19 protein-coding genes and 1 tRNA gene are annotated in these 17,091 nt (G+C 59.8%); 7 read left to right on the top strand and 13 right to left on the bottom strand.

Annotated features, from left to right (window positions below; translation table 11 throughout):
* Positions 1–101: 101 nt before the first annotated feature.
* The 3 genes from gpt to DQ393_RS06705 all read right to left on the bottom strand — a co-directional run bounded on the left by gpt (position 102) and on the right by DQ393_RS06705 (position 2,649).
* A complete protein-coding gene (gpt, locus tag DQ393_RS06715) occupies positions 102–599 on the bottom strand; it encodes a xanthine phosphoribosyltransferase (protein WP_112340991.1) in 498 nt (165 codons plus the stop codon).
* A gap of 316 nt (positions 600–915) precedes the next feature.
* Positions 916–1,761 carry a universal stress protein gene (locus DQ393_RS06710; protein WP_112340990.1) on the bottom strand — a complete coding sequence of 282 codons (846 nt, stop codon included), beginning with the start codon at positions 1,759–1,761 and terminating at the stop codon, positions 916–918.
* A gap of 114 nt (positions 1,762–1,875) precedes the next feature.
* Positions 1,876–2,649, bottom strand: coding sequence for a competence/damage-inducible protein A (locus tag DQ393_RS06705; protein WP_112341080.1), 774 nt, complete (start codon positions 2,647–2,649; stop codon positions 1,876–1,878).
* 240 nt (positions 2,650–2,889) lie between these two features.
* Here DQ393_RS06705 and wrbA point away from each other — a divergent pair, with 240 nt between their 5' ends.
* Positions 2,890–3,489, top strand: a complete 600-nt coding sequence (gene wrbA / locus DQ393_RS06700; RefSeq protein WP_112340989.1) for an NAD(P)H:quinone oxidoreductase type IV — start codon at positions 2,890–2,892, stop codon at positions 3,487–3,489.
* An 81-nt stretch (positions 3,490–3,570) separates the two neighbouring features.
* Here wrbA and DQ393_RS06695 read toward each other — a convergent pair.
* A tRNA-Leu gene (locus DQ393_RS06695) sits at positions 3,571–3,656 on the bottom strand.
* A gap of 335 nt (positions 3,657–3,991) precedes the next feature.
* Here DQ393_RS06695 and ilvA point away from each other — a divergent pair.
* Together ilvA and DQ393_RS06685 are read left to right on the top strand one after the other, a co-directional pair.
* On the top strand, positions 3,992–5,242 hold the full coding sequence (ilvA, locus tag DQ393_RS06690; RefSeq protein ID WP_112341079.1) for a threonine ammonia-lyase IlvA: 1,251 nt from the start codon (positions 3,992–3,994) through the stop codon (positions 5,240–5,242).
* A gap of 37 nt (positions 5,243–5,279) precedes the next feature.
* The gene (locus tag DQ393_RS06685) at positions 5,280–5,618 is read left to right on the top strand and encodes an HlyU family transcriptional regulator (RefSeq protein WP_112340988.1); all 339 of its coding nucleotides are present in this window, start codon (positions 5,280–5,282) and stop codon (positions 5,616–5,618) included.
* A 105-nt stretch (positions 5,619–5,723) separates the two neighbouring features.
* Here the strand turns inward: DQ393_RS06685 and DQ393_RS06680 are convergent, their stop codons facing one another.
* The gene (locus DQ393_RS06680) at positions 5,724–6,500 is read right to left on the bottom strand and encodes an SDR family NAD(P)-dependent oxidoreductase (protein ID WP_112340987.1); all 777 of its coding nucleotides are present in this window, start codon (positions 6,498–6,500) and stop codon (positions 5,724–5,726) included.
* Positions 6,501–6,605: 105 nt separating this feature from the next.
* Here DQ393_RS06680 and DQ393_RS06675 point away from each other — a divergent pair, with 105 nt between their 5' ends.
* Positions 6,606–7,187, top strand: a complete 582-nt coding sequence (locus DQ393_RS06675) for a TetR/AcrR family transcriptional regulator (protein ID WP_112341078.1) — start codon at positions 6,606–6,608, stop codon at positions 7,185–7,187.
* Positions 7,188–7,240: 53 nt separating this feature from the next.
* On the opposite strand, the gene DQ393_RS06670 is transcribed toward DQ393_RS06675, so the two are convergent.
* Positions 7,241–7,855: an FMN-dependent NADH-azoreductase gene (locus DQ393_RS06670; protein WP_112340986.1), complete on the bottom strand. Its 615-nt coding sequence runs from the start codon at positions 7,853–7,855 to the stop codon at positions 7,241–7,243.
* Between the two features lie 136 nt (positions 7,856–7,991).
* On the opposite strand from DQ393_RS06670, the gene DQ393_RS06665 reads away from it, so the two are divergent.
* Positions 7,992–8,960 (top strand): LysR family transcriptional regulator, encoded by a 969-nt coding sequence (locus DQ393_RS06665; RefSeq protein ID WP_112340985.1) that lies wholly within the window; start codon positions 7,992–7,994, stop codon positions 8,958–8,960.
* A gap of 97 nt (positions 8,961–9,057) precedes the next feature.
* On the opposite strand, the gene DQ393_RS06660 is transcribed toward DQ393_RS06665, so the two are convergent.
* Together DQ393_RS06660 and DQ393_RS06655 are read right to left on the bottom strand one after the other, a co-directional pair.
* On the bottom strand, positions 9,058–11,046 hold the full coding sequence (locus tag DQ393_RS06660; RefSeq protein WP_112340984.1) for a bifunctional 2',3'-cyclic-nucleotide 2'-phosphodiesterase/3'-nucleotidase: 1,989 nt from the start codon (positions 11,044–11,046) through the stop codon (positions 9,058–9,060).
* 137 nt (positions 11,047–11,183) lie between these two features.
* Positions 11,184–11,543 carry a PilZ domain-containing protein gene (locus DQ393_RS06655; RefSeq protein ID WP_112340983.1) on the bottom strand — a complete coding sequence of 120 codons (360 nt, stop codon included), beginning with the start codon at positions 11,541–11,543 and terminating at the stop codon, positions 11,184–11,186.
* Positions 11,544–11,699: 156 nt separating this feature from the next.
* On the opposite strand from DQ393_RS06655, the gene DQ393_RS06650 reads away from it, so the two are divergent.
* Positions 11,700–12,503 (top strand): endonuclease/exonuclease/phosphatase family protein, encoded by an 804-nt coding sequence (locus tag DQ393_RS06650; RefSeq protein ID WP_112340982.1) that lies wholly within the window; start codon positions 11,700–11,702, stop codon positions 12,501–12,503.
* A gap of 6 nt (positions 12,504–12,509) precedes the next feature.
* On the opposite strand, the gene DQ393_RS06645 is transcribed toward DQ393_RS06650, so the two are convergent.
* Positions 12,510–12,971: an Lrp/AsnC family transcriptional regulator gene (locus tag DQ393_RS06645; protein ID WP_112340981.1), complete on the bottom strand. Its 462-nt coding sequence runs from the start codon at positions 12,969–12,971 to the stop codon at positions 12,510–12,512.
* A 152-nt stretch (positions 12,972–13,123) separates the two neighbouring features.
* Here DQ393_RS06645 and ald point away from each other — a divergent pair, with 152 nt between their 5' ends.
* Positions 13,124–14,242, top strand: a complete 1,119-nt coding sequence (gene ald / locus DQ393_RS06640) for an alanine dehydrogenase (RefSeq protein ID WP_112340980.1) — start codon at positions 13,124–13,126, stop codon at positions 14,240–14,242.
* A 17-nt stretch (positions 14,243–14,259) separates the two neighbouring features.
* Here the strand turns inward: ald and DQ393_RS06635 are convergent, their stop codons facing one another.
* From DQ393_RS06635 to DQ393_RS06620, 4 genes are all read right to left on the bottom strand, one after another.
* Positions 14,260–14,769 (bottom strand): DUF1203 domain-containing protein, encoded by a 510-nt coding sequence (locus DQ393_RS06635; RefSeq protein WP_112341077.1) that lies wholly within the window; start codon positions 14,767–14,769, stop codon positions 14,260–14,262.
* A gap of 80 nt (positions 14,770–14,849) precedes the next feature.
* On the bottom strand, positions 14,850–15,413 hold the full coding sequence (locus DQ393_RS06630; RefSeq protein WP_112341076.1) for a GNAT family N-acetyltransferase: 564 nt from the start codon (positions 15,411–15,413) through the stop codon (positions 14,850–14,852).
* Positions 15,414–15,418: 5 nt separating this feature from the next.
* A complete protein-coding gene (sseA, locus tag DQ393_RS06625; RefSeq protein ID WP_112340979.1) occupies positions 15,419–16,276 on the bottom strand; it encodes a 3-mercaptopyruvate sulfurtransferase in 858 nt (285 codons plus the stop codon).
* A gap of 73 nt (positions 16,277–16,349) precedes the next feature.
* On the bottom strand, positions 16,350–17,087 hold the full coding sequence (locus tag DQ393_RS06620) for an alanyl-tRNA editing protein (RefSeq protein WP_112340978.1): 738 nt from the start codon (positions 17,085–17,087) through the stop codon (positions 16,350–16,352).
* Between the last annotated feature and the right edge of the window lie 4 nt (positions 17,088–17,091).

The following is a 17,091-nucleotide window of genomic DNA, read 5'->3' as shown; positions in this document are numbered from 1 at the left end:
AAATCTAGTGGGCGCCGCAGCGCCCACCTCTATTACCGTCTTCCGGTTCGATTTCGACGCGCAGCAGAATCAGCGAGTGATTCGCAACGCGAAATGGCGGTTTAACCGCGGTGACCCTTGGCGATCGGCTCCTGATAGGTGAAGCCCATGTCCCAGGGGAAGTAGATCCAGGTATCCTGGCTGACTTCCGTGATGAAGGTGTCGATGGTCGGCACGCCCTTCGGCTTGGCATAGACGCAGGCGAAATGTGCCTTCGGCAGCAGGTTGCGAACCTCGACGGCCGTCTTGCCGGTATCGGTCAGGTCGTCGATGACGAGCACGCCTTCGCCGCCATTGACCGTCAGTTCCGGCGCGATGCCTTTCAGCAGGTTCATTTCGCCCTGGCTGGAATAGTCGTGGTAGGAGGCGACGCAGACCGTCTCGATCAGGCGGATATTGAGTTCGCGCGAGATGATGGCGGCCGGCACGAGGCCGCCGCGGGTGATGCAGACGATTGCCTTGAAATCGCGGTTGAGACCGGCGAGCCGCCAGGCAAGGGCGCGCGCATCGCGGTGGAACTGATCCCAGGACACGGGAAAGGCTTTATCGGGCAGGGACATGGCAGAAGCTCCGGGGCATGGAATAATAACGCGCCGGCAATGCCGGCGACCCTGAGCAGACCCCGCGGCGGGCGCGGACCATGAACCAAATCCGGAACGCGATTCGCTTGCTATCTGCTTGAACAGGATCTCATCCGGGAAAAAGCCATGTGCTTTTTCGGGACCATGCTCCGTCGACCGCGCGAACGGTTCCCTGGCGGGAATTCTGTCATCGGTCGCTGCTTTCTGCTGGATTTGCCGGCAAAAGGCAATAGCCGCAAAGCCCGCAATCGGTGCACATCCGCACCCGAAACCGTTTGATTCGCGCTTTGGCGGCTCAGCGGGCCAGAAGCGTCATCGCCGTCATCGATTGCAGCAGGGTGCGCGTCGTGCCACCGAAGATCATTTGCCACAGCCAGGAATGCGTATAGGCACCCATAACAAGCAGATCGATACTGTCATCCGCCAGGCGGTTTTCGATGACCTGCGACGGCGTCGACTTGCCGGTGCAGGCCGCCGTCACGAATTTGGCGCGAACGCCATGGCGCGTCAGCGCCGCCGCGATGCGAACGCCGGTTTCCCTCGACGGGTGGGATTCTTTCTCGGATGTGCTGACCGAGAGGATCTCGACCGAATCTGCAGCCTTCAGGAAGGGTAGGGCATCGAACGTTGCACGCGCCGCTTCCTTCGATCCGTTCCAGGCGATCAGGACGCGGCGGATCGGCTTCGGAGCGGTCAATATATAGGGGATCAGAAGCACCGGGCGGCCGCTGTCGAACAGGAAGGTTTCGACGTCGACCTGAGAGTCGCCATATTTGGATGGGTCCGGCTGCACGGCAACCAGCAGGTCGGCGCTGCGGGCGCTTTCGATCAGTGGTTCGGTGCCGTAGCCGGACGTGCTGGCAAAACTGTGCCATTCATAGTCGAGACCGGCGCTTTCCATCTTTGCGCGGAACAGCCGCTCGATTTCGACCGCCTGATGATGAGCGGCATCCTGAAGAGCCTGCACGGCGACGGGATCAGGAATTTCCATCGGCGCCACCAGCGGCACAGTCGAGACGATTTCCGCATGAAGACCGACAACGCAAGCGTCGTGCTCCTTCGCCAGCGCCGCCACGAAATCGGCGGCGATGCGCGTGTTGCCGGGATTGTCGAGAACGGTCAATAGGGTCTTGTACGACATGACGTGATCTCCCATGCGGAGGGTTGGATCTCAGCATTATATCTGCATTCCGCGATAAATTAATGCGCTTCGATCGCCTCTGGTTCCGCAAGGAGTGCAGCCATTCGTTGAGTATTATGCCTCAGCCGATTGATTTTCCTTGGCTTTCGACTGGCGGATGTCTTCGATCATCGCGCGTACCTCGGCTGCGACATTTTCAATTAATTCGGCGGATCGGCCCCTCACGACGATTTCCGTCGAGAAGGATTGGCCGACATAGCGCGGATAGGAACCGATGCTCGTGTCCGGATGTGCCTTCTGGATGAGCCCGAGTGGCGTGCCGATCTCGCCCTCGCCATAAGGGCAGGAAATGGCGGTCGACAAAACGCGCGCTCCGGTCTTGAGCGTCGGTATGACATTGTCGAGCATGGCCTGGAAGACCTGCGGCACGCCGGCCATGACATAGACATTGCCGATGTTGAAGCCGGGAGCGGTCGAGACCGGATTGGCGATGTGCTTCGATCCCACAGGCATGCGGGCCATGCGCTGGCGCGCCTCGGTGAACTCCATCTCGCGTCGCGCATACATTTCCCCCATGATCCGCATGGCCTCGGCGTCGTGCTCGCAGGGCACCCCGAAGGCCCTGGCGATGGCATCGGCGGTGATGTCGTCATGGGTCGGCCCGATGCCGCCGGAGGTGAAGACATAGTCGTACTGGGGGCGTAGGGCATTCAGCGCCGAGACGATGGCATCCTCGTCATCGGCAACGATGCGGACTTCCTTCAGGTCTATGCCGGCCAGCAGCAGGACATCGGCGAGATGGCCGATATTCTTGTCCTTCGTCCGGCCGGAGAGCAGTTCGTCGCCGATGGCCAGCATGGCGGCTGTGACAATGATATCGTTTGACATGAGGACATCCGTGAAAATGCGCATTGGCGCGTTCGCAAAAAGTTCGAAATAGGTAGCGCCGTTTTCCGCGAATGCAAACGGTCGATTTCGCATGGGCGGCAACCATCGGGAAGCGACGCAAATGAATTTTTCGTCTACAGGGGATGAACAGTGCGTTCCGGGCATGGGGGCTGCGCTGTTGTCGCATCGCTGATAAAACTTGCCACCACAATCAACGCGTCCAACAAACAGGAGACGTTCATGGCTAAGGTTCTGGTTCTCTATTATTCCTCCTACGGTCATATCGAGAAGATGGCCTATGCCGTCGCGGAAGGCGCAAAGTCGGCCGGCGCTGAAGTTACCGTCAAGCGCGTTCCGGAACTGGTCCCGGAAGAGGTTGCCAAGGCCTCCTATTTCAAGCTCGATCAGGAAGCCCCGGTCGCAACGCCCGACGAACTCGCAGACTATGACGCCATCATCATCGGCGCCGGCACCCGCTTCGGCACCGTTGCCTCGCAGATGCGCAATTTCTGGGATCAGACCGGCGGTCTCTGGTTTGGCGGCAAGCTGGTCGGCAAGGTCGGCTCGGTCTTCACCTCGTCCGCGACCCAGCATGGCGGCCAGGAATCCACCATTCTCGGCTTCATCCCGACCCTTCTGCATCACGGCATGGCCGTCGTCGGCCTCCCTTACGCTTTCCAGGGCCAGATGGGCACCGAGGAAGTCAAGGGCGGCTCGCCCTACGGCGCTTCGACGATCACCAACGGCGACGGCTCGCGCCAGCCATCGGAAATCGAACTGGAAGCCGCAAAATATCAGGGCGCGCACGTCGCCAAGATCGCGGCCAAGCTCACGGCCTGATTTGAATTCTGCATATCGATTGAGAGGGGGCGCGGCAAAAGCTGCGCCTTTTTCGTTTGGGCTTGATGGAATTTGACTTTTTGGTGCGGACGACGGGGGTCGAACCCGTACAGCCAAAGGCCGAGGGATTTTAAGTCCCTTGCGTCTACCAGTTTCGCCACGTCCGCGTGCTTTTTCCCTTCAAGCACTTGAGCGATTCAGTCAAGGAAATGTTTTGTGGGAAGAGTTTGATCTCTATGGCTTTGCCTGAGTGACCCAGGCGAAGCCCGCCTGAGCCGACGGATCGGTGTTGGACGGGCCTCTAACCATCATCATGATGGCTGTCACGCATTGGAGACAGGCGAAGCCGCACTGTCAACTCGCAGAATTTGGGGATGAAGAGGTGGACGGCATCATTGGGAAGAATCTCGTTCCGGCAGGTCCGAAAGCGCGCTAAACAGGCTTTCTTTACTCATCTTTCCTGTGCCATAGCGGGGATGGATTGAAGAAGGACGGACAAGCCGTGGACAAACAGACTGTTCTCGAAGCCACCGAGGCCATGCGTGGCCTTTTTCCCGCAACGCCGCTGCAGCTGAACGAGCATCTTTCCGCCCGCTATGGTGCCGACATCTGGCTGAAGCGCGAGGATTTGACGCCGGTTCGTTCCTACAAGATCCGCGGCGCCTTCAATTTCTTCCGCAAAGTTATTGCCGAGGGCGGCACGGGAAGGACTTTCGTCTGCGCCTCCGCCGGCAATCATGCCCAGGGCTTTGCCTTCGTCTGCCGGCATTTTGGTGTGCCGGGCGTCGTCTATATGCCCGTGACAACGCCGCAGCAGAAGATCGACAAGACCCGCATTTTCGGCGGCGAGTTCATCACCATAAGGCTCTTCGGCGATTTCTTCGATCAATGCTATCAGGCGGCCCGCGAGTATGTCGATGAGATCGATGGCGTCATGGTGCCGCCTTTCGATCATGCCGATATCATCGAAGGGCAGGCGACGGTTGCTGCCGAGATCGCCGAGCAATTGCCTGATGGCGTTGTCGTCGATCATGTCCTCCTGCCTGTTGGCGGCGGAGGCCTGGCAGCTGGCATTACCGGCTATTTTTCCGATACGCTTGCCCGTAGCGCCTTCACCTTCGCCGAACCGGCGGGAGCGCCGAGCCTGCGCCGCAGCATCGAGGCGGGGAAGGTGATCACACTGGCCAAGGTCGATAATTTCGTCGATGGCGCCGCCGTTGGCCGCATCGGCGAGCTGAACTTCGCCGCGCTGAAGGGTTTTGCGGCCGAGCAGGTTGAGCTCATCGAGGAAAACGCCATCTGCGTCACCATCACCGATATGCTGAATGTGGAAGGCGTCGTTCTGGAGCCGGCCGGCGCGTTGGCGATCACGGCGCTGGAAAAGCTCGATCGCGACAGCATCCGCGGCAAGACCATTGTCGCCGTCGTCTCCGGCGGCAATTTCGACTTCGAGCGCCTGCCCGATGTCAAGGAACGCGCCATGCGCTATGCGGGCTTGAAGAAATACTTCATCCTGCGGCTGGCGCAGCGCCCCGGCGCGCTTCGCGATTTCCTCAACATGCTCGGGCCGGAAGACGATATCGCCCGCTTCGAATATCTGAAGAAGAGCGCCCGCAATTTCGGCTCCATCCTGATCGGCATCGAGACGAAGAATCCGGATAATTTCAAGCAGCTTATCGCCAATTTTGAAAGTTCCGGCATGGGCTATGAGGACATCACCGAAAACGAGATCCTGGCAAACCTGATCATTTGACTTTGCGACCCCGCAACCTTCATGCTAAAGGCGATCCATGGCTTCGTTCTTTTCAAATATCCTTTCGATCTTCACCGGTGGCGCATCGCAGGCTGGCACTGAAAAGTCCGGCGGCTCGACAGTTAACATCGAGCCCCAGGTGCATGCCGGCTGCACGATCTATGCGACGCCGCAGCGCGAGGGCAATCAGTTCCGTCTCATGGGTCGGATCGAGAAGGATGTGAACGGCGAGATCCTGGTGCGCAATTTCATCCGCGCCGACGTCTTCACCTCGTCCGACGATGCCGTGGAATCGACCTTCCGCAAGGGCCAGCAGATCATCGATCAGAACGGCGCCGGCCTCTTTGGCGACGGCGAAAAAGTCCGCCAGGTCTGAAGCAGCCAAACTCCTTTAACATGCATCAGATGCAAGGCCGCCTCTGCATCTGCTTTGGCGGCCCATAACACTCATTGAAAATTGATGGCTGATAATTCGCGAGGCTCAAGCCGCACGGAATATCTTCGCGCCGGATGGAGCGTTGATCGCGCCGCCGTCGACGGTGATTTCGATCGCCGTCACGTTGGCGGAATCGTCTGAGGCGAAATAGAGCGCGGCTTTCGCGATTTCGTCGGCTTCACTCATGCGGCCGAGCGGGCTGAGGCTGCCAAATCGGGCCTGCAGCGCATCCAGGGCCTCCGGCGTGCTGGCGCGCGGCTCCCAGATCGGCGTCTTGGTGGCGCCGGGCGTCACCTGGTTGACGCGGATGCCGCGGGGCGCGAGTTCGGAGGCGAGATTGCGGGTCATGGCGCGAACCGCGCCCTTCGTGCCGGCATAGGCCGAGGCGCCGGGAATGCCGAGCACGGCATGCACGGAGCCGTTCAGGATGACGGAGCCGCCATCGTTCAGATATGGCAAGGCGGCCTGCACGGTGAAGAAGACGCCGGTGAAATTGATGCGGACGATGGTTTCGAACTGCTCAAGCGTGGTCTTGCCGAGCGGAGTATCGCCGGCAATACCGGCATTGGCAAAGACCACATCGAATTTTCCAAGCTTCTCCGCGGCCTCGGCAAACGCCTTCTCCATGGCAGGAATATCGGTGGTGTCGGCCTGCAACGCCAGCACGCGGCCGCCGAGCTGTTCGGCTGCCGCGGCCAGTGTCTTGGCATTGCGGCCTGTTATGGCGACCTTGGCGCCTTCGGCGAGGAAGAGGCGGGCGGTGGCCAGTCCGATGCCGCTGTTTCCACCGGTGATGACGGCGACCTTGTTCTTGAGACGCATGTTCGTAGCTCCTGTTGGCTTTTGACACGATCTGGATTATGATCGTTATCTATAAGGATTATGATCGTAAGCCATTTTGTCAAGCCAGGCATGAAAGGATTTTCGATGGGCCGCTCACAATTGGAGAAGCAGAAGACGCATGAACGCATCGTGACGCTCGCCGCCAAGCGTCTGCGCGAGGAGGGATTGGAAGGGATCGGCGTTGCCGACCTCATGAAGGAAGCGGGGCTTACAGTCGGCGGCTTCTACAAGCACTTTGCTTCCCGCGACGAATTGGTCGCGGAAGCTGTGGAGTCGGCGATCGGATCATGGCGGCGGCAGCAGGAGGACAAGGGGATCGATCCCAGAAGCATCTCGCTCGATGAGTATGTCGATACCTATCTCAGCGAGCGTCACCGCGATCATTGCGGTGAGGGCTGTGCCTATGCGGCACTGACGGCGGATATGGCGCGCAGCAGCGATACGGTCCGCGCTGTTGCGACGGAAGGCTTGCGGAGGAATTTCGATGCGATGACGGCGCGCATGCCGAAACCGGAGACAGCCGAAGCCAGACGCAAGGCGATCATCGCTTCCTGCCTGATGACCGGTGCGCTCGGCCTTGCGCGCGTGTCAAATGACGAGGCTCTTTCCGATGAAATTCTGGAAACCGTGAGGTCGTTCGTGAAGGAGTTGCCACAGGCGGAATAGCAAAGCGGCCGGCTGATGCCGGCCGCCTGTCGATGTCTGAAGGCTGCAGTCGATCAAGCGGCGAGAGCCAGCTCCGAGGCGCGGGCCTGGGCGGCACCGACGGCCTTTTCGGCAGCTTCCGGACCAAAAGCAACGCCTTCGATGTAAACGGTCTCGACATCGGTGATGCCGATGAAGCCGAGAACCGACTTCAGGTAGGGAACGGCATGGTTCAGCGGGGCAGCCGGGCCTTCGGAATAGACGCCGCCGGAAGCAAGCACGATATAGGCCTTCTTGCCGGTCGCCAGACCCTTCGGGCCAGTTTCCGTGTACGTGAAGGTGCGGCCGGCGCGGGCGACGTTGTCGATCCAGGTCTTCAGCGAGGAATAGATGTTGAAGTTGATGAGGCCGGTGCCGATGACCAGGGTGTCGGCTGCCAGCAGCTCGTCGATCAGCGCGTCGGAAACCTTGACCAGTTCCTGCTGCTCGGGCGTGCGGGCGTCAGCCGGCGTGCGGATGGCGACCGTGAAGGGGCCATCGATGTGCGGCAGGTTGTCGGCAGCGAGGTCGCGCTTGACGAGCGTCTTGCCCGGATTGTTGGCCTTGATCTTCTCGGCCAGTTCGGTGGCGATCTTCGTGGAGAGCGAGTCCGGACGCGGGCTGGAGGTCAGAAGCAGAATGGAGGACATATCCGTTTTCCTTTTCAATGAGTTGCTAAATCGGCTGGGAGAGTCCGATCACGTTCGCCTCCATAAATAAGTCGTCAGTGCTATCGAGAAAAACTGTGATAATATGGATTGGAATTATCGATAGAATGGATGGCAGATGCTCCCCAATCCCACCCTCGACCAATTGCAGGTCTTTCTGACCGTTGCCGAGTCAGGCAGCTTCTCAGCTGCTTCGCGGATGCTCAACCGCGCGCAGTCGGTCATCAGTTACACGATTGCCAATCTGGAGGCCCAGCTCGAAATGCCGCTGTTCGAGCGCTCCGGCTCGCGCCAGCCGAAGCTGACCGATGCGGGCAGGGTGATGCTGGAGGATGCGCGCCGCATTCTTTCCGATCTGCAGGTAATGCGCGCACGCGTGAAAGGCCTGAAGAGCGGCCTTGAGGCGGAGGTGGCTGTTGCCATCAGCGTCATGGTGCCGGTGCATGCCACCGTCGATGTATTGCGGGAATTCCGCGATCGCTTCCCTTATGTTTCCCTGCGCCTCGACACCGGCGAACTCGGTTCGATGCTGGAGCTGGTTGCCAGCGGCAAGTCGACGATCGGTATCGGCGGCTCGGTCTTGAAGCAGGATGATGCCCTGGTCATCGAGCGCATCGGACATTCCTTCATGATGCCGGTCGCAGCTCCGACGCATCCGCTCGCTCTGCTGGGACGGCCGCTGACGCTTGCCGACGTGCGCGAAGAGGTGCAACTGGTCGTCACCGACGCGTCAAACCTCACCAATGGCAAGGATTTCAACGTCCTGTCCTACAAGATCTGGCATCTCAGCGACATCGCCACCAAGCATCAGCTGATCCGCGGTGGTCTTGGCTGGGGCGGCCTGCCGGCCTCGTTCATCATGGAGGATCTGCAGAAGGGACGGCTGGTGCCTTTGGCTCTCGATGCCTATGACCAGAGCGAATATCCACTCTATGCCATCCGCAAGGTGGATAATCCCCCTGGCCCTGCGGCTGCCTGGATGATCGAGGCTTTCCGTGATCGTCTGTCGCGATGCCCGAGTCAGGAGGACTTCAAGTCCACTGTCGAGATGTTCCATCCAGACGACAAGCGCCTGGCGGCCGAGTGAAGAAGTCCTCTCCCTGAAAAAGGGAGGCCAGGTGCGTAAGGTGCTTTTTCGTATCGTGAGCTCCTTCTCCCCAGTGGGGAGAAGGGGTGGTCAATGCTTACAGCACCAGCCGGTAGCTGCGGAAGCCGTCGGCACCTTCGCCGGCGTCTTCGATCTTCACGCTCTTGACCTGGCCGAGGAAATCCTTGGCCTTCGGCGAGCTCTGGAACCGCACGGTCGTGTCCGCCAGCGGTTTGAAGGTCCAGTTGCCGTCGGCGGTCGGGTTGATCGTGCCCTGCTCGTGGACATAGCGCACGATGACATCGCGGTTCGTGTCCGGCGCCTGGTAGACGACCTTGTCCGCGGCGATCTCGGGGAAATTGCCGCCGCCGCCGGCGCGGTAGTTGTTGGTGACGACCAGGAACTTCTGCGCTGGGTCGATCGGCTTTCCATCGAACTGCAGGTTCTGGATGCGGTTTGCATCGGCATTCAGAACCTTGCCGTCATCGCCGAAGCGGCGCGGCTGCGAGACATCGATCTGGTAGGTTACGCCGTCGATGACGTCGAAGTTATAGGACGGGAAGCTGCTGTTGATCAGATCCGCATCCTTGGCGCCCGGCTGTACCTGGTTGAACATCGCGGCCGACATTTCCAGCCAGTTCTTGACCTGCGCGCCATTGATGACGACGGCCTGGACGGTGTTCGGATAGAGATAGAGGTCGGCGACGTTCTTGATGGCGATATTGCCCGCGGGAACGTCCGTATAATAGTCGGCGCCGTTGCGCCCGCCGCATTTGAAGGGTGCTGCAGCCGAAAGCACCGGCAGGCCCTTGTACTGCGTCTCCTTCAATATGTTCTTGATGTACCAGATCTGCGCCTGGCTGACGATCTGCACAGAGGGATCGTCGGCGACCAGCGCGAAGTAGGAATAGAGCGGCGCAGAGGTCTTGCCGACGGGCGTGCGGACATAGGTCAGCGTCGCCTCATGCTCGGCCTTGGCGGCTTCGACGACTTCCTTCTTGTCGGTAACGTCAGCGATGACCTTCTTCTTGTCGTCGCGATGGTAGATCGGGCGTGCTTCGGAGGTGAAGTCGACGATCTTCCAGCTCTTGCCATCCTTTTCGAGCAGCAGGTCGATGAGGCCGAGATGCGAGCCCCAGAAGCCGGCCATGACGGCAGGCTTGCCGTGCAGCGTTCCCTTGACCGGATCGGCGTCCTTGATGCCATCCCAGGTCTTCGGGCCGGGGAAGACGAGATGCTGGTGGCCGGTGAAGACGGCATCGATGCCGTCGACCGCAGCGACGTAAAGCGAAGCGTTTTCCATCTTCTCGCTCGGGCCGCTGCCGTCGATGCCGGAATGGGAGAGGGCGATGATGATATCGGCGCCTTCGGCCTTCATGACCGGAACCCAGGCCTTGGCGGCTTCGACGATATCGCGGGTCTGCGCCTTGCCTTCGAGGTTCTTGATGTCCCAGAGCATGATCTGCGGCGGCACGAAGCCGATGAAGCCGATCTTGATCGGGCTTTCATTGCCGGAGCCGTCCTTGATCTTCTTTTCGAGGATCAGATAGGGCTTGAAGAACAGGTCGTCCTTCGTCGGGTCGGAAGCAAGCTGGCCCTTGGTCAGGTTGGCGCAGACGAACGGGAAATTCGCGCCGGCCAGCACCTTGAACATGAAATCGAGGCCATAGTTGAATTCGTGGTTGCCAAGCGTGCCCACAGAGTAGCCGAGCGTGTTCATCGCCTTGATGACCGGATGGACGTCGCCTTCCTTCATGCCGTGCTGATAGGCCATGTAATCGCCCATCGGATTGCCCTGCAGCACGTCACCATTATCGATGAGGAGCGAGTTGGTGGCTTCGGCGCGGATATTGTCGATGATCGTCGCCGTGCGCGTCAGTCCCATCGTGTCGTTCGGCTTGTCGGCATAATAGTCGTAGGGGAAGACGTTGACGTGAATGTCCGTCGTTTCCATGAGTCGCAGATGTGCCTGGTTACCGGCTGCGCGGGCCGCGAAGGGATGCAGCACGATCAGTGCGGCGGTCGCGCTGAGGCCTTGCAGCAGGGAACGGCGCGACATGCTGGGCAAATCCAGAATGGAAGACATAAGACACTCCTTCAACGATGGGGCTATGGTCCGTCGATCATCTCTCGGGCGAGGGAGATTAGGACGATTTTTGAAGGTGTGCACCAGGAATGTGACAGGCTTATTGTGGATCGTAGCCGGCTTCCGCCGGCATGCCATCAACGTTTGAGAACCGGCTTTATGTCCTTGTGGAAAAAGCGAAAATAGGACGCGACCTTAGCCGAGGCGTTGGATGAACGATCGAATTCGATACCCATGCGGCCGTTGTGAGCCCAGCGCACGAAACCATCCAGCAAGCCGATATCGTCGCATTCGACGCGAACCTTGCTGCCGGCGGCCGCATAGAGCGGCGACTGCAGATCGAGCGCGATGCCGCTGGTGGAAATATTGACCACGCGGCCGGCGACGAGCTTGGTGAAATAGCGAACCTGGCCCATCAGCCGAGCGTGATGGCGCGGCGAACCCCGCGTCTTGATTTTCAGATTGCCTTGAACGAGAGATTTCGAAGAGAATTGCATGACGTTATCCAGGCTCGTGCATTTTTCCTGCTCTGGATAGCAGGTTTGCATTGAGGGATGCTTAGGGTAATCGCTAAAATTGTAGGCGGCCGTATCGAATCGATACCGCAAATCAGTGCCGAACCCGGCCGCAATATGAATGTTGAGAGGCAGAATATGCGCATCGTTTCTTTGAATGCATGGGGCGGTCGGCTGCATGACCCGCTTATGCCCTATGTCGCCGACGTCGATGCAGATGTTCTGTGCCTGCAGGAAGTGGTCCGAACGCACGACGCACAATCTGAGTGGCTGGTCTATCGTGATCATGGTGTCGAGCTTCCGCAGCGCGCCAATCTCTTCGAGGAGCTGAAGGCTGCTTTGCCGGCTTACGATGCCTTCTTCCTCCCGGTCGCGCGGGGCGATCTCTTCGACGGTGCCACGCGATTGGACTCTGAGTTCGGACTGGCAACTTTCGTGCGCAAAACCCGTCCAATCATCGGCCAGGCAGCCGGCTTTGTTCACGGCGAATTTTCGGCTGACGGTTATGGACCGCATCCGCGCTCCCGCAATGCCCATTGCATCCGTCTCTTCGACTATGAGCGCGGCTATCCTATAACCATTGCTCATATGCATGGCCTGCGAGATCTGGAAGGCAAGGGCGATACGCCGGCCCGGCGCCATCAGGCGCACGCGCTGGTCGAGATCATTCGCCAGGTTCGGCAAGAGGGCGACAGGCTGGTCGTTTGCGGTGACTTCAACGTGTTGCCGGATAGCGAGACCTTCGAGATTCTTGCCAGCCTGGGGCTTGTCGATCTCGTCACTTCAAGGGGACATGACGACACGCGCACCTCGCATTACAAGAAGCAGCCGCGTTTTGCCGACTACATGCTCGTGACGTCGAATGTCGAGGTCATCCATTTCGATCCTGTCGCGGAGCCAGAAGTGTCCGATCATCGTGCATTGCTGCTGGATATCCGCTGACGAAGATCACAGGCCAACATTCGGCCGGTCGATGATCTCGCGAAGCGCGAAGCTGGAATTGATCTTCACGACGTGCGGCAGGGCCGAGAGCCAGTCGCGATGGATGCGCTCGTAGTCCTCGAGGTCCCGCGCGGCGACCCGGAGTATGTAGTCATATTCGCCAGACATGAGGTAGCAGGACAGCACATTGGGGCAGCGCTTCACCGCGGTTTCGAATTCCAAAAGCGTCTTTGCGAACTGGCCTGACAGCGAGATGTGCACGAAGGCGATCATCTTGTAATCCAGCGCCTTGTGCGAGAGATGCGCGTGATAACCGTCGATGACGCCGCTCTTTTCCAGAATATCGAGCCGCCGCGAACAGGCCGAGGGCGAAAGCCCGACCTTCTCGGCCAGTTCCGAATTGGTGATCCGGGCGTTCTGCTGCAGCATCCGCAGAATCGAATGATCGATGGCATCGAGGTCGGACATTCGAAGAACTTTCGAAAAAACTCCCCTTGACGCAATAAATCACGAAAAATGACCGCAAAGCAAATCGTCTTTGCAAGGACATTGCGGGACGGAGGTGGTCTGATTTCACTTGGAGAAAATGAAAGACGCAAAAGCATTCGAGGAGGAATGAAATGCGCGTTGGCTGCCCCAAGGAAATCAAGAACCACGAGTACCGCGTCGGGCTGACGCCGGCATCCGTTCGCGAATACATCGCCCATGGCCACGAAGTCTGGGTCGAGACGAAGGCCGGTGCCGGCATCGGTGCCGATGACCACGCCTATGCGGCTGCCGGCGCCAAGATCGCCGCAAGCGCCAAGGATATTTTCGAGAAGTGCGATATGATCGTAAAGGTCAAGGAGCCGCAGCCGTCTGAATGGGCGCAGCTCCGAGAAGGCCAGCTTCTCTATACCTATCTGCATCTGGCGCCTGATCCGGAACAGACAAAGGGCCTGCTCGCCTCCGGCGTCACCGCTGTTGCCTATGAGACCGTGACTGACGAGCGCGGCGGCTTGCCGCTGCTTGCGCCGATGTCCGAAGTCGCCGGCCGCCTGTCGATCCAGGCGGGTGCAACCGCTCTGCAGAAGGCCAATGGCGGCCTCGGTATCCTGCTCGGCGGCGTGCCCGGCGTGCTGCCGGCAAAGGTAGCGATTATCGGCGGCGGCGTTGTCGGCCTGCATGCGGCCAAGATGGCAGCCGGCCTCGGTGCCGACGTCAGCATCCTCGATCGCTCGCTGCCGCGCCTGCGCCAGCTTGACGATATCTTCAACGGCCGCGTTCACACCCGCTATTCCAGCATCCAGGCGCTGGAAGAAGAGGTCTTTTCCGCCGATCTCGTCATCGGTGCCGTGCTGATCCCCGGTGCTGCCGCGCCGAAGCTGGTGACGCGCGAAATGCTGTCAGGCATGAAGAAGGGCTCGGTCATCGTCGATGTCGCCATCGACCAGGGCGGCTGTTTCGAGACCTCGCATGCGACGACGCATTCCGATCCGATCTACGTGGTGGAAGGCGTCGTGCACTACTGCGTTGCCAATATGCCGGGTGCCGTTCCCGTGACCTCGGCCCATGCGCTCAACAACGCCACCATCTATCATGGCCTCGCTTTGGCCGATCGTGGCCTGCGCGCCATCGCGGAAGACAAGCACCTCCGCAATGGCCTCAATGTTCATAAGGGCCGTATCACGAACCGGCCCGTGGCCGAGGCGCTCGGCTATGAGGCCGTTGCTGCGGAAAGCATTCTGAACGTCGCGTAAAGCCCATCGCGCGCACGTCAGATGGAGGCGCCGGCATCCGCATATGCCGGCGCTCCTATTTTATCGATCCGGCACTGATAGCAATTGTTGCGTGCCGAGCGGACGTGGACATAGGCGATGTCTGGACGCTCAAGCAGCGAGGCAGCATAGGCCGGGATGTCGCCGGTCGGCGTCACGGCACCGGTCCCATAGACGATTCGATCGTTCTTGCCGTAGCCGCGCACGATGAAATCGCGAGTGTTCGCGAGCACTGGCGGCAGCACTTCTACTGCCTCGTAGCGCTGGCACGGCGTCTTGTGCAGGAAGATCGGACCCGTCTCCGCATAGGGCTGCAATTCCGGGAAGGGGCGATAGGCGAAGACGAACAGCTCTTCGCCGGCATCGATATTGCGCAGGCAGTGACGGCAGGGATGGCCGGGGCCATCGGAAATCATCGTCTCCGGCCGATGACCATAGGCATCTGTGCCACCGTTCCACAACACTTCGGCATCGGACGTGGGCATGGCTGCAAAGGCGATGGAAGGCATGGCAAAGCTCCTTTCGAGATTTGCCATGTGATGCGCCGGAGAGAGGTGCGAAGCCACCCGATTCCTGCGGCTTCAGTTCCCTAGCCTTTCTTGGCGAGCTCAAGCAGCTCCTTGTCGCTCAATGGCCGAACGATACCTTCGCCAGTCGAAATCGGCGAGAATCCGAACATCTGATAGAGCTGTAATGCCCTGGGATGATCGAGATTATTTGTGGTCGTCACGATGCGCTGCGGGTTCAGCGTCCAGATGGCGTAGAGCGACTGCAGCAGAAACCATTTGCCGATGCCGAGACCGAGCGCGTTTTCGATAAGGCCGAAATGGCTGAGTTCGATCGTCTCCTCATCCTGGCGGAAATATTCGAAGAATCCACCCGGCGCGCCGTTGACGTAAAGTACGCTGATATCGTTGCGCTGGTCGTGAAGAACGGCCGTCAGCTGCTCGTCGGAGAGGCGTAGACGCTCCACCCAATGCCAGCGGGCGCCCACCTGGCGATAGAGATAGCGGTAGAAGGGCAGCGGGATGCCAGGCGTCCGCATGATCGCGGTCTGGATATTGACCGGCACCGGCAGACTGGCCTTGGGCGGCGCGGTCATTTCCAGGCGGGTGATGTGAACCTTGATGGAGGAGGGCGTCTTCACGGCCATGATGCTCAATCTTGACCGGTGACGATGGGCGTATCCGCCCGGCTGCCCCATTCCGACCAGGAGCCGTCATAGAGCTTGTTGTTGCCGTGACCGAGAGATTCGAGCGCCAGCGTGATGATGGCGGCGGTAATGCCGGATCCGCAGGTCGTCACCACAGGCTTGTCGAGATCGATGCCGGCCTTCTCGATGGTTTCCCTCAATTCCGGCAGCGACTTGAACTTGCCATTCGTGGCAAAGACGCCGGATGGCAGGCTTCTCGCGCCCGGCATATGGCCCGAGCGCATGCCTTCGCGGGGCTCCGGCTCCGTAGCTGCGAAACGGCCGCCACTGCGGGCATCCGCGATCTGCAGCGAACGGCTGTCGACGATTTCTCGCATCTCTTCGAGTGAAACGACGCGGCTGCCGTTGAACTTGGGCTTGAAAGTTGCGGGCGCGAAGCTAGGCGTCGCCGTCTCCAGCGGCCGCCCTTCGGCCTTCCAGCCGTCCAGACCGCCATCGAGTACAAACACATTTGGCGCCCCCATGACGATGTGGAACAGCCACCAGACGCGCGGTGAGGCAAACAGGCCGGGACCGTCATAGATCACGATGCGATCGCTGTCGCTGATGCCGAGCTTGCCGACTTCGGACGCGAAGAATTCGGGCGAGGGGACCATGTGGGGCAGGTTGGTCGAATGATCGGCAATTTTGTCCTGATCGAATCGGATCGCACCGGGAATATGGCCACTGGCATATTCGGCATCGGCATTGCGCTTCTGGGCCGGCAGATAGAAGGATGCATCGAGGATGCGAAGGTCCTTGGCTCCCAGCTCGCCTTGCAGCCAGTCGGCAGATACGACGAAACGGCTCTTGTCCGCTGTCATGATGATCTCTCCCTGCTTATGTCTCTTGGTTTTGATATCGGGATATCGGGATAAGGATATAGGCGTTGCCCGGTCAATTCTCGTCGCTCGGTGCGCCGAAGCGAATGCGGAAGCGCCGGTTTTCCTTGCCCTTCTTCTCGATCTTGGCGATGTGGATAGCGCCGACCTCCTGCGTCTCCGACACATGCGTGCCGCCGCAGGGCTGGCTGTCGATGGCCGAATCTTCGCCGATACAGACGAGGCTGACCCGGCCAAGGCCCATGGGCGGGCGCACATTCTTGGATTTGACGATGCCTGGATTGGCAACCAGCTCTTCGTCCGTGATCCAGCGGACGAAAACGGGATGGTTCTCATTGACGAGCGCCATCATTTTCGCCGTCACCGCATCCTTGTCGATCGTCTCGCTCATGTCGAAATCGACGCGGCTTTCATCTTCGCCGACCGCAGCACCCGTAATCGGATAGGGGCAGACCACCGAAAGCAGATGGCAGGCCGTATGCATCCGCATCAGCTTGTAGCGGCGCGCCCAATCGATGTGCAGCACCAGCTTTTCGCCGAGGATGGGCAGGGGCTGATCTTCGAGCGGGACGTGAATGATGATGTCCTTGATCGGCCCATGTTTCGTCTGACCGAGCATGATCCTGGAGCCGTCGCCGCGCTCCAGGAAACCCGTATCGCCCGGCTGGCCGCCCGAGGTGGCGTAAAAGCAGGTCTGATCGAGTTCGATACCCCCGTCCTCGTGAATTGCGGTGACGACGGCTTCCGCGGTCGAGAGATAGAAATCGTCACGATAGAGGGCATTGACGGTCATCAGA

This window comes from Martinezella tropici, from assembly GCF_003287875.1.
In the GTDB taxonomy this organism is placed as follows: domain Bacteria; phylum Pseudomonadota; class Alphaproteobacteria; order Rhizobiales; family Rhizobiaceae; genus Rhizobium; species Rhizobium tropici_C.
This window is presented reverse-complemented; position numbering and strand designations above follow the sequence as displayed.